Source organism: Thauera linaloolentis 47Lol = DSM 12138, from assembly GCF_000310205.1.
GTDB classification, from domain to species: domain Bacteria; phylum Pseudomonadota; class Gammaproteobacteria; order Burkholderiales; family Rhodocyclaceae; genus Thauera; species Thauera linaloolentis.
This window is the reverse complement of sequence record NZ_AMXE01000049.1, coordinates 13,531-28,764: the sequence shown is the minus strand read 5'-3', so window position 1 is coordinate 28,764 and position 15,234 is coordinate 13,531. Positions and strand designations below refer to the sequence as shown.

The 15,234-nt window shown below is 67.1% G+C and carries 11 protein-coding genes; 5 read left to right on the top strand and 6 right to left on the bottom strand.

Annotated features, from left to right (window positions below):
• Nucleotides 1-891, top strand: an 891-nt coding sequence (gene ada / locus C666_RS12590) for a bifunctional DNA-binding transcriptional regulator/O6-methylguanine-DNA methyltransferase Ada (RefSeq protein ID WP_004339758.1), incomplete at its 5' end; no start/stop codon positions are given.
• Nucleotides 892-1,144: 253 nt separating this feature from the next.
• Here the strand turns inward: ada and C666_RS12585 are convergent.
• The 6 genes from C666_RS12585 to C666_RS12560 form a co-directional block, all read right to left on the bottom strand.
• Nucleotides 1,145-3,604, bottom strand: a complete 2,460-nt coding sequence (locus C666_RS12585) for a TonB-dependent siderophore receptor (RefSeq protein ID WP_004339756.1) — start codon at nucleotides 3,602-3,604, stop codon at nucleotides 1,145-1,147.
• 102 nt (nucleotides 3,605-3,706) lie between these two features.
• Nucleotides 3,707-4,699, bottom strand: coding sequence for a FecR domain-containing protein (locus tag C666_RS12580; RefSeq protein ID WP_004339754.1), 993 nt, complete (start codon nucleotides 4,697-4,699; stop codon nucleotides 3,707-3,709).
• A complete protein-coding gene (locus tag C666_RS12575) occupies nucleotides 4,696-5,241 on the bottom strand; it encodes a sigma-70 family RNA polymerase sigma factor (protein ID WP_004339751.1) in 546 nt (181 codons plus the stop codon). The genes C666_RS12580 and C666_RS12575 overlap by 4 nt, the downstream gene beginning before the upstream one ends.
• Nucleotides 5,242-5,362: 121 nt before the next feature.
• Nucleotides 5,363-6,379: a ketol-acid reductoisomerase gene (gene ilvC / locus C666_RS12570; RefSeq protein ID WP_004339749.1), complete on the bottom strand. Its 1,017-nt coding sequence runs from the start codon at nucleotides 6,377-6,379 to the stop codon at nucleotides 5,363-5,365.
• Nucleotides 6,380-6,419: 40 nt separating this feature from the next.
• A complete protein-coding gene (ilvN, locus tag C666_RS12565; protein WP_004339748.1) occupies nucleotides 6,420-6,911 on the bottom strand; it encodes an acetolactate synthase small subunit in 492 nt (163 codons plus the stop codon).
• A gap of 34 nt (nucleotides 6,912-6,945) precedes the next feature.
• Nucleotides 6,946-8,676, bottom strand: a complete 1,731-nt coding sequence (locus tag C666_RS12560; RefSeq protein WP_081593444.1) for an acetolactate synthase 3 catalytic subunit — start codon at nucleotides 8,674-8,676, stop codon at nucleotides 6,946-6,948.
• Nucleotides 8,677-8,969: 293 nt separating this feature from the next.
• On the opposite strand from C666_RS12560, the gene C666_RS12555 reads away from it, so the two are divergent.
• The 4 genes from C666_RS12555 (at nucleotide 8,970) to pepN (ending at nucleotide 15,205) form a co-directional block, all read left to right on the top strand.
• Nucleotides 8,970-9,473 (top strand): RDD family protein, encoded by a 504-nt coding sequence (locus C666_RS12555; RefSeq protein ID WP_004339745.1) that lies wholly within the window; start codon nucleotides 8,970-8,972, stop codon nucleotides 9,471-9,473.
• A gap of 132 nt (nucleotides 9,474-9,605) precedes the next feature.
• Complete coding sequence (locus tag C666_RS12550; protein ID WP_051019961.1) at nucleotides 9,606-12,350, top strand: cation-transporting P-type ATPase; 2,745 nt, start codon at nucleotides 9,606-9,608, stop codon at nucleotides 12,348-12,350.
• 9 nt (nucleotides 12,351-12,359) lie between these two features.
• Nucleotides 12,360-12,440, top strand: a complete 81-nt coding sequence (locus tag C666_RS21195) for a hypothetical protein (RefSeq protein ID WP_154666284.1) — start codon at nucleotides 12,360-12,362, stop codon at nucleotides 12,438-12,440.
• A gap of 86 nt (nucleotides 12,441-12,526) precedes the next feature.
• Nucleotides 12,527-15,205, top strand: a complete 2,679-nt coding sequence (gene pepN / locus C666_RS12545; RefSeq protein ID WP_004339742.1) for an aminopeptidase N — start codon at nucleotides 12,527-12,529, stop codon at nucleotides 15,203-15,205.
• The last annotated feature ends 29 nt before the right edge of the window (nucleotides 15,206-15,234 follow it).

Below are 15,234 nucleotides of genomic sequence, written 5' to 3'. Positions count from 1 at the left end.
GCCGAGGCGGCGGGCTACCGCGCCAGCCGCCGCACCGGGGGCGACCGGACCGCCGCCGCGGCCGAGCGGGCCGCCCTGGTGGCCCAGGCCTGCCGCCTGATCGAGGCATCGGAAACCGCACCCAGGCTCGATGAGCTTGCCGCCCGGGCGGGCATGAGCCCCTTCCATTTCCACCGCGTATTCAAGGCCGAGACGGGGCTGACGCCCAAGGCCTATGCCACGGCCCGGCGGGCTGCCCGGCTGCGCGCGGAACTGGGCGGGCCGGCGGCTTCGGTGACGGACGCGATCTATGGTGCCGGCTTCAACGCCAGCAGCCGCTTCTACGAGACGTCGAACCAACGCCTTGGCATGCCCGCGCGGGATTACCAGGCCGGCGGCATCGGCGCCGAGATCCGCTTCGCCGTCGGGCAATGCACGCTGGGCGCCATCCTGGTCGCACAGAGCCAGCGCGGCATCTGCGCCATCCTGCTGGGCGACGATCCGGACGTCCTGGTGCGCGACCTGCAGGACCGCTTTCCCAGAGCGGAACTGGTCGGCGGCGATGCCGGCTTCGAATGCCTGGTGGCGCAGGTCGTCGGCTTCGTCGAGACGCCCGCCATCGGCCTGAATCTGCCGCTGGACGTGCGCGGCACGGCTTTCCAGGAACGTGTTTGGCAGGCCTTGCGCGCGATTCCCCCCGGCGCCACGGCCACTTATGCCGAGATCGCCGAGCACATCGGCGCGCCCTGCGCGGCACGCGCAGTCGGCGCGGCCTGCGGCGCCAACCGCATCGCCGTCGCCATTCCCTGCCATCGCGTGGTGCGGCGCGACGGCGACCTGTCGGGCTACCGCTGGGGCGTGGAGCGCAAGCGCGAACTGCTGCGCCGCGAGGCCGCAGCGGAAGCGGAATGAGCAGGGAGAAGACCGGCGGCGCACGGCACCGGTGCGGTGCGCCGACAGTATCTTCGATGTGCGGACGCTGGAGGATGTGTTCGGTGCGCAGTGAGGGCTGAAAGGCGGCGCGAGACACGGAAACGGCACCCGGTTGTGGGTGCCTTCCATTTCATGACGGCCTCCTGTTTTCAGAGCTATTCCGCGTTCCGAGGCAGGAAATCGTGGTCTGCCCTCCTTTGCCTTCCCAACAACAGGAAGCAGGCGGCGAACATCAGAAGTCGTATCTGATGCTCACGTTCGCGCTACGCGGCTCTCCCCATATGTAGCTGTATATCCCATTGTTATAGAAATATTTCTTGTCGAGGACGTTGTTCACGCCTAGCGAAGCCGACAAGTTCTGGTTGATTTGATACCGCAGCATTAAATCAACGAGCCAGTAAGACTTCTGAGTGAACCTTTCACTTCCGCCACGAATAGGGTTGCTCAGCGTGTTCCAGCTCTTGCTCTGCCAACGGGCGCCCCCCCCCACAGTCAGCGGGGCGATGTGGGTCGGGATCTTATAGCTGGTGTAGAGGCTGAGCTGGTCTTCTGGCTCCCAGGTGGAAACCCTCTTGCCAGTACGGCGGGAAGACTTGTGCGTGTAGCCCGCGTGCGCTTGCCAGCCGGGCAGCAGCTCGCCTGAGAGTTCGAATTCATAACCTGTGGTCTTCACGCCCTTGATCGCCTCGTAGGCCCAACTGCCGCTCGGCGCTCTGCTGCTGGTTTGCAAGGCGTAGTTGTCCTGCCTGATGTCGAAGTAAGCCAAACTGCCGTTGAGTCGGCCGTCGAAAAACTCCGCCTTGAGCCCCGCTTCATAGCTGTCGCCCTCAAGCGGATCCAACGTCTTGCCTTGCACGTCCTGCCGGGTCTGGGGCTTGAAGATGCTGGTGTAGCTTGCGTAAGCCGAAAACGTCTCGTTCAGATCGTAGACCACACCGGCATAAGGCACCCATATGCCCTTCTCAGTCGTGGTTTCGCCGCGATAGTCGGCAATGCGGCTACCAAGGGTCAGCTTGAGGTCGTCGCGCAGATTGAAGCGTGCGGTGATGTAACCAGCGATTTCACGGGTGGTTTCCGCGGTCGGGTAGGCCGTACCCCAGTCTGGCATGGCAATATCGCCGTTCCAGTTGTAGAAGTCCTCGACAGCGCTGTCATAGGCAGGGAAGTAGTCCTTGGTTTTCCAATCGCGGTGTGAAGCGTTGATGCCGACGACCACTTCGTGCTCCCTGCCCAGCAAGGCGAACGGACCTTTTGCATACGCATCGACTGCATTCTGCTTGATCTCGCCATCGAACTTACCCAAGGAGAGAATGGCACCGGAACCAGTTATGGGATTGGGCTGGCCTCCACTGGCCGATGACATCGGCGCATTGTAGCCGTTGATCTGGTGGGTGAAATTGGCTTTCGCCGTCCAGCCATTGCTAAAGTTGTGCTCGAGTGTCGCAAAAGCGCTTCGAGAATATTGTTCATTACTGGACCACCTAACGCCAGGATTGAATGAGCGCGGCGTGTCGTTGAAATCCCCGTCGCTGGTGAATAGCGGCGTACCGCCCCAATTCGAGCCTTTTGGGATGGTGTCCTGATAGGTGGCGCCCACAGTCAGCAAGGTGTCAGGCGTGAGGTCCGATTCGAGCACGCCATAGAAAACCTTGGATTTGCGCTCATAGTGATCCAAGTAGGATTTCTTGTCCTGGTACGCGGCAACAGCCCGCCCTCGTATGCTGCCGCTTTCATTGAGTGGCCCGCCCACATCGATTTCGGTGCGGTAGTTGTCCCATGATCCGGCGCTGGCCGTCGCATGGCCACTGAACTGGCTTGTCGGCCGCTTTCGGATCAGATTGATGGTGCCGCCAGGGTCGCCCCTGCCGGTCATCAAACCACTTGCTCCTTTGAGCACCTCGACGCGATCGTAGATAGCCGTGCCAGTCAGCGTATCGCCCGACGAATAGCGAATGTCTCGGGTAGTAGAAATGCCATCGTATTGGAAGCTGTCGATGGTGAAGCCGCGCGAGTAATAGGTCGTGCGTTCGCTGTCATAGGCCACAACGGTGATGCCCGGGGTCTGTTGCAAGACGTCGTTGATTTCATTCAGGCCAAAGTCATCCATTTGCTGGCGTGTCACCACGCTGACGCTTTGCGGGGTTTCGCGCAGCGTCATGCCCAGGCGGGTGGCTGTGTTGCTCGGCCCTGTCTGCGTGTAGCTGCCGGTGTCTTCGGTGGTGCCATTGCGACGCTCGGCCTTGGCGGTGACGGTCACTGCGCCCAGCGTCGCTTCCCCCGCCGCCCTCGGCAGCGTCGCCAGGGTATAGCTGCCGTCGCCGTTCGGCATCGCCTGCAGCCCATGCCGGGCGAGCAGCCGGGCGAAGCCTTCGGCGATGTCGTAGCGGCCTTTCAGGCCTTCGCTTTGCAGCCCCTGGGTGAGCGCGCCGTCGGCAGATAGATGGACACCGGCCTGGGCGGCGTAGGTGCCGAGGACGGCGCTGAGGCGGCCGGGCGCAATGTTGATGCTATGCCTCTGCGCTTCCTGGCCGGCCTGGGCCGGTTGGGCGAAGGTCGCGCCAACTGGCAGCGTGGGCAGGAGGGCGGCGCAGGCGAGGTGGAGTGCAAGCCGGGTGAGCCGGGGAGCGGGCCCCTTTGCGGTGCTGCGGTGGATGATGTGGGACGCGGGTGGAAAAAGGGGCGCTTTGGACATGCCGGTTCCTTCTGCTGCGGTGGATGGGAAAGTAAATGCTTCCCATCTGCCGTACGAGATCGAAAAACCGGAACCGGGGAACGAAAAAAACTTTGGGGCGGGTCAGCGCGCCTCCAGCGTGACCCACCAGGGCAGGGTGCGGCGGATGCGCAGCGGCAGCGCGGTGGCGAGCAGTTCCAGCGCGCGGTCGGTGTCCTGCAGCGGGTAGGCGCCGACGACCTTGAGGCGGGCGACGTCGGGAGCGCAGCCGAGGTGGCCGTGGCGGTAGCGGCCGAGTTCGGCGAGGAAGTCGGCGAGCGGCATTTCGTCGGCGATGAGCAGGCCGTCCTGCCATTGTGGCCGGGGTTGGGCGAGGGGCCGGAGCGGGTCGGAGGCGTCGCGGGTGTAGCTGGCCTGCTGCCCGGCGCCGACACGTTGCGGGGCGGCGCCCATGGCCGCGGGCTGGATTTCCACCGTGCCGTTGAAGACCGACAGGTGGGTGCGCCCGTCGTCGTGCCGCACGGAGAACCAGGTGCCCAGGGCGAGCAGGCGGCCGTGGGGGGTGTCCACCACCAGCGGACGGCGGGCGGGGTCCGGCGCGGTGCGCACGAGCAGGGCGCCGCCGTGCAGGACGATGCGGCGCAGCGCGGCGTCGTAGCGCACGTCGGCGGCGCTGTTGGTGTCCAGCCACAATTGGCTGCCGTCGGCGAGTGTTTCGGCGTGTTGTTCGCCTACGCCGGTCCGACGGTCGGCGCGCCAGGCCGCGAGGGTGTGGCGGACGGGCGGCAGGCCGTGGAGCAGCTTGCCGCCGAGCAGCAGGGCGAAGGCGGTGCCGAGCATGCCGAGGGTGCGCCGCCGCTTCCGGACCGCCTGGGTGGCGGCGTGGAGTGTGCTGGCGGCGTTGTGCTGGCCGGCTTCGGTGCTCAGCGTGCCGAGGCGGCGGTTGATGCCTTCCACCCTGGCCCAGGCGCTGCGGTGTTCCGCCCGGGCGTCGAGCCAGGCCTGCCAGCGCTGGCGCTGCTGTTCGGTGGCGCGGCCGGAGGCGAGCACGGCGAACCATTCGGCGGCTTGCTGCAGGCTGGCGTAGTCGGGTGCCGAGGCGCCGGGCGTTTTCATGCGGTGTGCACTCCGGCAGGCGGGGTGGCGCCTTCTTCCAGGGCGATGCAGTGGAGCATGGCCTGGGCCATGTACTTGGTGACCATGCGCTCGCTGACCTTGAGGCGGCGGGCGATTTCGGCGTAGCTCAGCCCTTCGATGCGGGCGAGGATGAAGGCGGTGCGCGGCTTGTCGGGCAGGGCGTCGATCATGGCGCAGATGTCGTACAGGGTTTCGAGCACGATGGCGCAGTGCTCGGCGGATGGGGCGGCGTCCGGCGGTGCGCTGGCCAGGGCCTCGCTCCAGGCGCGCTCGATGTCGATGCGCCGCCAGTGGTCGACGACGACGCAGTTGGCGATGCGGTTGAGGAAGGCGCGCGGTTCGCGGATGCCCTGCAGCGAATGCAGGGACCGGCCCATCAGGCGCACGAACACGTCCTGGGCCAGGTCGGCAGCCTGCTCGGCGTTGCCCAGCTTGCCGCCCAGTCGGGCCCGCAGCCAGCCATGGTGGTCGGCGTACAGGCCGTGGACGATGCGCTGGCGTGGGGCGTCTGCGTTGGGCATGGCGTTGCTGTCGATTCGGGATGATAACGATTGCTGATTCTATTTCCGAATCGGCCCGGGGGCGAAAAAAAACCGCGCCGGGCGGATGCCCGTGCGCGGTCGTGGTGCCGATGCAGGAAGATCAGTTCTTCGACTTGTCGACCAGGGCCTTGGCCTTGATCCAGGGCATCATCTCGCGCAGCTGGCCGCCGACCTTCTCGATCGGGTGTTCGGCGTTCAGGCGGCGGCGAGCGGTCATGCTCGGGTAGTTGGTGCGGCCTTCCTGGATGAACATCTTGGCGTATTCGCCGGTCTGGATGCGCTTCAGGGCGTTGCGCATGGCGGCGCGCGACTGCTCGTTGATGACTTCCGGGCCGGTCACGTACTCGCCGTATTCGGCGTTGTTCGAGATCGAGTAGTTCATCGTGGCGATGCCGCCTTCGTACATCAGGTCGACGATCAGCTTGAGTTCGTGCAGGCACTCGAAGTAGGCCATCTCGGGGGCGTAGCCGGCTTCGGTCAGGGTTTCGAAGCCCATCTTCACCAGTTCGACCGCGCCGCCGCACAGCACGGCCTGTTCGCCGAACAGGTCGGTCTCGGTTTCTTCCTTGAAGTTGGTCTCGATCACGCCGCCCTTGGTACCGCCGTTGGCCGCCGCGTAGGACAGGGCGATGTCGCGCGCCTTGCCGGACTTGTCCTGATGCACCGCGATCAGCGAGGGCACGCCGCCGCCGCGCTGGTACTCGGAGCGCACGGTGTGGCCGGGGCCCTTGGGGGCGACCATGACCACGTCCAGGTCTTCGCGCGGCACGACCTGGTTGTAGTGCACGTTGAAGCCGTGGGCGAAGGCCAGCACGGCGCCCTTCTTGATGTTCGGCTCGACGTCGTTCTTGTAGACCTCGGGGATGTTCTCGTCCGGCAGCAGGATCATGACGACGTCGGCGTCTTCGACGGCCTTCGCCACTTCCTTCACCTTGAGGCCGGCGCCTTCGGCCTTCTTCCACGAAGCGCCGCCCTTGCGCAGGCCGACGGTGACCTTGACGCCCGAGTCGGACAGGTTCTGGGCGTGGGCATGGCCCTGCGAGCCATAGCCGACGATGGTGACCTTCTTGCCCTTGATGAGGGAGAGGTCGGCGTCCTTGTCGTAATAAACCTTCATGTTCTTCCTTTTCGCTTTCAGGGTCGGTGTGTGGAGCGGGTTACAGCTTGAGCACGCGGTCGCCGCGGCCGACGCCGCACACGCCCGAGCGCACGGTTTCCAGGATCAGGGCGGGTTCGATGGCGCCGAGGAAGGCGTCGAGCTTGCCCTGGTTGCCGGTCAGCTCGACGACGTAGGAGGCGTCGGTGACGTCGATGATGCGGGCGCGGAAGATGTCGGCGGTGCGCTTGATCTCTTCGCGGTCCTTGCCGGTGGCGCGGACCTTGACGAGCATCAGCTCGCGTTCGATGTGCGCCGCCTCGGAGATGTCGACCACCTTGACCACCTCGACGAGCTTGTTCAGCTGCTTGGTGATCTGCTCGATGATGTCGTCCGAGCCGGTGGTGACGATGGTCATGCGCGACATCGACGCGTCTTCGGTCGGTGCCACGGTCAGCGACTCGATGTTGTAGCCGCGTGCCGAGAACAGGCCCGAGACGCGCGACAACGCGCCGGATTCGTTTTCGATCAGGAGGGAAATGACGTGACGCATGATGGTTTCGGTCCGGAATTCAGGAGGAGGGCGATTACAGGTCTTCGGCGGACAGGATCATCTCGGTGAGGCCCTTGCCGCCCTGCACCATCGGATAGACGTTTTCCGTCTGGTCGACCTGGAAGTCCAGGAACACGAGCTCGTTCTTGTGCGTCGTGAAGGCCTCGCGGATCGCGCCCTCGACGTCACCCGGCTTGTCCACGCGGATGCCGACGTGGCCGTAGGATTCGGCCAGCTTGGCGAAGTCGGGCAGCGAGTCCATGTAGGACTCGGAGTAGCGCTGGCCGTGGAACAGTTGCTGCCACTGGCGCACCATGCCCAGGTAGCGGTTGTTGAGGTTGCAGATCTTGATCGGCAGGCGGAACTGCTTGCAGGTCGACAGCTCCTGGATGTTCATCTGGATCGAGGCCTCGCCGGTGATGCAGGCGACGGGCATGTCCGGATTGGCCAGCTTGGCGCCCATGGCGTAGGGCATGCCGACGCCCATCGTGCCCAGGCCGCCGGAGTTGAGCCAGCGGCGCGGCTTGTCGAAGCGGTAATACTGCGCGGCCCACATCTGGTGCTGGCCGACGTCGGAGGTGACGATGGCCTCGCCGCCGGTCACTTCCCACAGCTTCTGCACCACGAACTGCGGCTTGATGATCTCGTCCGAATTCTTGTAGACCATGCAGTTGCGGCCGCGCCATTCCTCGACCTGCTTCCACCAGGCGGCGAGCGCCTCGGGGTTCGGGCGGGCCTCGCCGCTTTCGAGCTGGCGGATCATCTCTTCCAGCACTTCCTTCACGTCGCCGACGATCGGCACGTCGACCTTGACGCGCTTGGAAATGGACGAGGGGTCGATGTCGATGTGAATGATCTTGCGCGGCTCTTCGGCGAAGTGCGAGGGCAGGCCGATCACGCGGTCGTCGAAGCGGGCGCCGACGGCCAGCAGCACGTCGGAGTAGTGCATCGACATGTTGGCTTCGTAGGTGCCGTGCATGCCGGGCATGCCGAGGTACTGGCGGTCGCTGGCCGGATAGCCACCCAGGCCCATCAGGGTGTTGGTGATCGGATAGCCGAGCAGGCGGGTGAGCCGGGTGAGCTGTTCGGCCGCGTTGGACAGCACGACGCCGCCGCCGGTGTAGATCATCGGGCGCTTGGCTTCGAGCAGCAGCTGGACGGCTTTCTTGATCTGGCCGGAATGGCCCTTGACCACCGGGTTGTACGAGCGCATCGAGATCTCCTTCGGATACTCGAACTCGCACTTGTGCATCGACACGTCCTTGGGGATGTCGACCAGCACCGGCCCGGGGCGGCCCGTCTTCGCCAGGTAGAAGGCCTTCTTGATCGTCGAGGCGATGTCGCGCACGTCCTTCACCAGGAAGTTGTGCTTGACGCAGGGACGGGTGATGCCGACGGTGTCGACCTCCTGGAAGGCGTCCTGGCCGATGGCGGCGGTGGGCACCTGGCCGGAGATCACCACCAGCGGAATCGAGTCACAGAAGGCGGTGGCGATGCCGGTGACGGCGTTGGTCGCGCCGGGGCCCGAGGTCACCAGCGCGACGCCGACCCTCTCGGTGCTGCGCGCGTAGCCGTCGGCGGCGTGCACCGCAGCCTGCTCGTGGCGCACCAGGACGTGACGGACGGCCTCCTGCTGGAACAGAGCGTCATAAATGTACAGTACGGCGCCGCCGGGATAGCCGAAGACATACTCGACCTTTTCTTCCTGCAGGCACCTGATTACAATTTCGGCTCCGGTAAGCACCATCGCAAACTCACTCGACAAGTCGTTTGAAGAAACGCGCAACGTTACCGGCCGCAACGGGTTTGGTCAAGGCGGATGGACGGCGTTTTCGTGCTCGTCGGCCTTGTGCCGCGCTGGTTTGGATGCGATGGGTAGTGAGTTGTCATGGTCTTTGCCGGGCGATGCCGCGCGGCTGGGGCCTTTGCGCTCCGGCCTTCGGTGCACCCTGTCCGCGGCGCGCGATCCGTTCCGCACTTCCGCCCCAACCATCTTTTTTTGGTGCCGCCATCGGCGCCCGCGCCCATTCGGGCGCAGAACCCTCACCGGATCCCTTCATGAAGCGCAACGCCCAACGCCCGGCAGCCGCCGCCTCGCCCGCCACCGCAGCAGTGCGGAGCGAACGCCCCAGCGTCGAGCTCGCCGGCCTGCGGCGGCGGCTGGCGAGCATGCTGTACGAGTCGATGCTGCTGCTCGGCGTGCTGGCGCTGACCTTCCTCGTCCCCTACCTGATGCTGGGGGTCGGCTTCGGGATCTCGCCGCCGGGCTGGTTCGCCTGGCTGCACATCTTCGCCGTGCTGGGCGGCTACTTCGTCTGGTACTGGCGCCGCCATGGCCAGACCCTGGCGATGCAGACCTGGCGGCTGCAACTGGTCGATGCCGCGGACGGCCGAGGCCTGTCGCCGGGCCGCTGCTGGCTGCGCTATGCGCTGTGCTGGCCGTCGGTGCTGCTGTTCGGCGTCGGCCTGCTGTGGGCGCTGATCGACCGCGACCGGCAGTTTCTGCACGACCGTCTGGCGGGGGCGTGCATCGTCCTGCTGCCGCCCGCGGCCAAGGCCTGATCCGCTGCGCCTCGCCGCGCCGGGGGCGCATCCGGGGAACTTTGCCGCGGCCTGGGAGTAGCATCATGCATGCGATCCACTTCTCGGCGCGGAGCGGCCGGCGGACAGCCGGCGTTCGCGTCCAGGCGAACCATGTCATCCCCGATACCTTCTGCAGCATCCGTTTCTTCTCCTTCCGCCGAACACGATCATCCCCATGCCCGCAGCGCCGACGACTGCCTGAACGGGCTGAGCGTCGGCCGCCACGCAGGGCTCGCCGCCGCGGAGGCGGCGCGGCGGCGAGTGCGGCACGGCCCCAACACGCTGCCCGAGCCGCCCCGCAACGGGCCGCTGAAGCGCTTCCTGCTGCAGTTCCACAACGTGCTCATCTACGTGCTGCTGGCGGCCGGGGTGGTCACGCTGCTGCTCGGCCATCACGTCGATTCGGGCGTCATCTTCGGCGTGGTGCTCATCAACGCCCTCATCGGTTTCCTGCAGGAAGGCAAGGCCGAACGCGCGCTCGACGCCATCCGCGACATGCTCTCGCCCCACGCCCAGGTGCTGCGCGACGGGCGGCGGCAGGAGGTGGACGCCGGCGAACTGGTGCCGGGCGACATCGTCTTCCTCGCCTCGGGCGACAAGGTCCCGGCCGACCTGCGCCTGATCGACGTGCGCAGCCTGCGTATCGACGAGGCCGTGCTGACCGGCGAGGCGCAGCCCGTGGAGAAATCGCCCGACGCTGTCGCCATCGACACCAGCCTCGGCGACCGCCGCTCGATGGCCTATTCGGGCACGCTCGTCACCTATGGCCAGGGCAGCGGGGTGGTGGTCGCCACCGGCGCCGGCACCGAGATCGGGCGCATCAGCGCGATGCTCGACGCAGTCGAGCCGATGAGCACGCCGCTGCTGCGGCAGGTGGCGGCCTTCAGCGCGATGCTGACCTGGGTCATCCTCGGCGTGGCGGTCGGGGCTTTCGCCTTCGGCACCCTGCTGAGGGGCTATGCGCCGGGCGACATGTTCCTCGCCGCGGTCGGGCTGGCGGTGGCGGCGATCCCGGAAGGGCTGCCGGCGATCATGACGATCACGCTCGCCATCGGCGTGCAGCGCATGGCGCGGCGGCGCGCCATCATCCGCCGCCTGCCGGCGGTGGAGGCGCTCGGCTCGGTCACCGTCATCTGTTCCGACAAGACCGGCACGCTGACGCGCAACGAGATGACGGTGCAGCGCGTGATCACTGCCGACGGCAGCCTGGCCGTCAGCGGCGCGGGCTATGCGCCGCATGGCGGCTTCGAATCCGGCGGGCATGGTCTGCAGCCGGAGGACGCGCCCCTGTTGCGCCAGGTCGGCCGCGCCGCGCTGCTGTGCAACGACGCCGGGCTGAGCCTCCAGGACGGCGCCTGGCGCGTGGTCGGCGATCCCACCGAGGGGGCGCTGTTGACGCTGGCGCTGAAGGCCGGCATCGATCCCCGCCTGCAGCGCGACGAATTGCCGCGCGACGACCTCATTCCGTTCGAATCCGAGCATTGTTTCATGGCCACGCTGCACCACGATCATCGCGCCGATGCATGGATCATGCTGAAGGGCGCGCCGGAGCGCGTGATGGCGCTGTGCGGCGCCTGCGCCGGGCTGGACGGACGAGCGCGGCCGCTCGATGCCGCAGCGTGGCACGGGCCGATGGGCGAGGCCGCGGGCGAAGGCATGCGCCTGCTGGCGGTGGCCGAGCGGCGTGTGGCGGGGCGGCTCGACGGCCTGCGTTTCGACGACGTGGAGCAGGGCGAATTCGTGCTGCTCGCCGTGCTCGGCATCACCGACCCGCCGCGCGACGAAGCCGTGCGCGCGGTGCAGGCCTGCGTGGCGGCGGGTATCCGCGTCAAGATGATCACCGGCGACCACGCTGCCACCGCGCGCGCCATCGGCCAGCTGCTCGGCCTTGCGCGCGAGGTGCGCGCCGTCACCGGCGCCGAGATCGAGCGCATGGACGACGCGGCGCTGGCGCAGGCGGTGCGGGAAACGGAAATCTTCGCCCGCGCCAGCCCCGAGCACAAACTGCGCCTGGTCAAGGCGCTGCAGGCGGGCGGCGAAGTGGTGGCGATGACCGGCGACGGCGTCAACGATGCGCCCGCCCTCAAGCGCGCCGACGTTGGCGTCGCGATGGGGCAGAAAGGCACCGAGGCCGCCAAGGAGGCGGCCGAAATGGTGCTTGCCGACGACAACTTCGCCTCGGTCGCGGCGGCCGTCGAAGAAGGGCGCACGGTGTATGACAATCTGAAGAAGGCCTTCGCCTACATCCTGCCGACCAACATCGGCCAGGCCGGCATCGTGTTCTTCGCTGTGCTGTTCGGGCTGACGATGCCGATCACGCCGGCGCAGATACTGTGGGTCAACATGATCACCGCGGTCACGCTGGCGCTGGCGCTGGCCTTCGAGAAGGCCGAGCCCGACATCATGCAGCGCCGCCCGCGCGACCCGCGCGAGCCCCTGCTGACGCCCTTCCTGCTGTGGCGCATCCTCTTCGTCGGCCTGCTGCTGGTGGCGGGCGGCATGGGCCTGTTCCTGTGGGAACTGGGGCGGGGCGCGAGCCTGGCCGCGGCGCGCACGGTGGCGGTGAACGCGGTGCTGGCCGGCGAGGTGTTCTATCTCTTCAACATGCGCAGCCTGACGGGGCCAGTGCTCAACCGCGCGGGCCTCCTCGGCAACCGCTACGTGCTGTGGGCGATCGGCCTGCTGCTGGTTTGCCAGGCGCTGTTTACCTATCTGCCGGCGATGCAGGCGCTGTTCGGCACCGCAGGGCTGGCGCCGGATGCATGGCTGCGGATTCTGGGCTTCGGCGTGGCGGTACTGCTGCTGGTGGAGGCGGAGAAGGCGGTCGTGCGGCGCATGATACGGGGTTCGCGGTAGCGGGACGACATCAAGGCTGCCGCCAATGCGCACGACGTGCCTTATCAGTCGCTCATCAAGATATGGCTGCAAGAGAAACTGCATCACTGACTCGGTAGCTTCCACGCTGTCCCCCGGCCCCCGCACAGCGTAAACTCCCGCCTTTCCGCGCCTCTCGCGCGGAGGCCGGAGAAACCATGAAAACAGAACACGCCCCAACGATCCAGCGTGCCGACTATCGGCCGCTGTCCTGGACGGTCGAGACCGTCGACCTGCACTTTGCCCTCGATCCCGAAGCCACCGTCGTCACCAACCGCATGCTGTGCGTGCGCAACCCAGATGCGGACGCGGGGCCGATCCGGCTGTGGGGCGAGGACCTGAAACGCCTGTCGCTGACGGTCGATGGCCAGGCGCCAGCCGCGCTGCGCGAGAGTGGGGCGCTGATCGAGATCGATGCCGGCGGCGATCGCGTGGTGGTCGAGGTGCGTACCCGCATCGACCCCAAGGCCAACACCACGCTGTCGGGACTCTACCTGTCCAACGGCGGCTTCTTCACCCAGTGCGAGGCGGAAGGCTTCCGCCGCATCACCTGCTTCCCCGACCGCCCAGACGTGATGGCGCGCTTCACCGTCACGCTGGAGGCCGACCGTGCGAACTGTCCGGTGCTGCTGTCCAACGGCAACCTGATCGGGCAGGGCGAACTGCCGGACGGCCGCCACTATGCGCGCTGGGAAGACCCGTTCCCGAAGCCGTGCTACCTGTTCGCGCTGGTCGCCGCCGATCTGGTGGCGCTGGAGCGCACGGTGCAAACGATGTCCGGCCGCGAGGTGCTGCTGCAGGTATGGGTGGAAGAAGGCAACCTCGACCGCTGCGGGCATGCGATGGATTCGCTGGTGCATTCGATGCGCTGGGACGAGGAGACCTTCGGCCTGGAGCTGGACCTCGACCGCTTCATGATCGTCGCCGTGGCCGATTTCAACATGGGGGCGATGGAGAACAAAGGCCTCAACATCTTCAACACCAAGTTCGTGCTGGCCAAGCCGGACACCGCCACCGACATCGATTACGAGCATGTCGAGAGCGTGGTCGCCCATGAGTACTTCCACAACTGGACCGGCAACCGCGTCACCTGCCGCGACTGGTTCCAGCTCACGTTGAAGGAAGGGCTGACGGTGTTCCGCGACCAGCAGTTCTCCGCCGACATGCTGGCGCGCGCAGCCGGCGCGGAGGGCGCGGCCTCGGCGCGCGCGGTCAAGCGCATCGACGATGTGCGCGTGCTGCGCGCCGCGCAATTTCCAGAGGATGCCGGGCCGATGGCGCATCCGATCCGCCCGGACAGCTACCAGGAGATCAACAACTTCTACACCGCCACGGTGTATGAGAAGGGTGCCGAAGTCATCCGCATGCTGCACACCCTGCTGGGGCAGGAAGGCTTCCGCAACGGCATGGACCTGTACTTCAGCTACCACGACGGCGAGGCGGTGACCTGCGACGACTTCGTCGAGGTGATGTCCGAGGCCAACAACGGTTTCGACCTCGACCAGTTCATGCGGTGGTACAGCCAGGCCGGCACGCCGCGCGTGAAGGCGAGCGGCGAGTGGAATGCCGCCGTGGGCAGCTACACGCTGACGCTGGCCCAGTACACGCCGGCGACGCCGGGCCAGCATGCCAAGCTGCCGCTGGTGATTCCGGTGGCGGTGGGCCTGATCGGGCCGGACGGGCGCGACTGCGCGCTGCGGCTCGACGGCGAGGCGCAGGACGGCGCCACCACGCGCGTGCTCAAGCTCACCGCGGACGAGCAGCGTTTCCGTTTCGTCGGCCTGGCCGCCGAGCCTGTGCCTTCGCTACTGCGCGGCTTTTCGGCGCCGGTGGTGCTCGAACTGGACGAGGATGACGCGCGCCTCGCCTTCCGCATGGCGCACGACGCAGACCCTTTCAACCGCTGGGACGCGGCGCAGCGCTATGCCGAGCGTGTCGTGCTGGCGATGGCGGCCGATGCCGCCGCGCCGGTGCCCGACGCCTTCGTCGCGGCCTTCCGCGCGCTGCTCGGCGATGGCGCGCTCGACCCCGCTTTCCGCGCCCAGGCGCTGGCGCTGCCGGGTGAAGCCTATCTGCTCGAACGCATGGCACCCGCCGAGCCGCTGGCGCTGCGGGCGGCCCTGGTGCGCCTGATGCGCACGCTGGGCGAGCGCCTGGCCGCCGACTGGCTGGCCTTGTTCGACGCCATGCAGGTGCCGGGCGAGTACCGCTACCACCCCGCCGACGCGGGACGGCGTGCGCTGGCGAACCTCGCACTGCGCTACCTGGCCGCCGCCGGTGATGGCGAAGGGCTGGCCAGGGCGCAGACGCGCTTCGAGGCCGCAAGCAACATGACCGAGCGTTTCGGCGCCCTGGCCGCGCTGGTGCAGAGCACCCACCCGGCCCGCGAGGCGGCGCTGGAGGCCTTCCATGCGCGCTACCGCGACGATGCGCTGGTGCTCGACAAATGGTTCGCGCTGCAGGCCGGCGCCTGGCGCTGGGACGATGCGGCGGCACCGGTGCTCGACCGGGTGCGCGCGCTGCTGTCCGACCCGGCGTTCAGCCTGTCGAATCCCAACAAGGTCTATGCGCTGCTGGGTACCTATTTCCGCGCCAACCCTGGTGAGTTCCATGCCGCCGACGGCAGCGGCCATGCCTTCTGGGCCGAACAGGTGATCGCGCTGAACGGCAGAAATCCGCAGGTCGCGGCACGCATGGCGCGTGCGTTGGAAAGCTGGCGCCGCTTCACGCCGGCGCTGCAGGCCAGCATCCGTGCCCAGCTCGAACGCGTGCTGGCGAGCGAGGGCCTGTCGCCGGACGTGGCGGAGGTGGTCGGCAAGGCGCTCGACGGCGCCTGAGCCACTCGTCCGCGGGCCGTGAAAGCAAA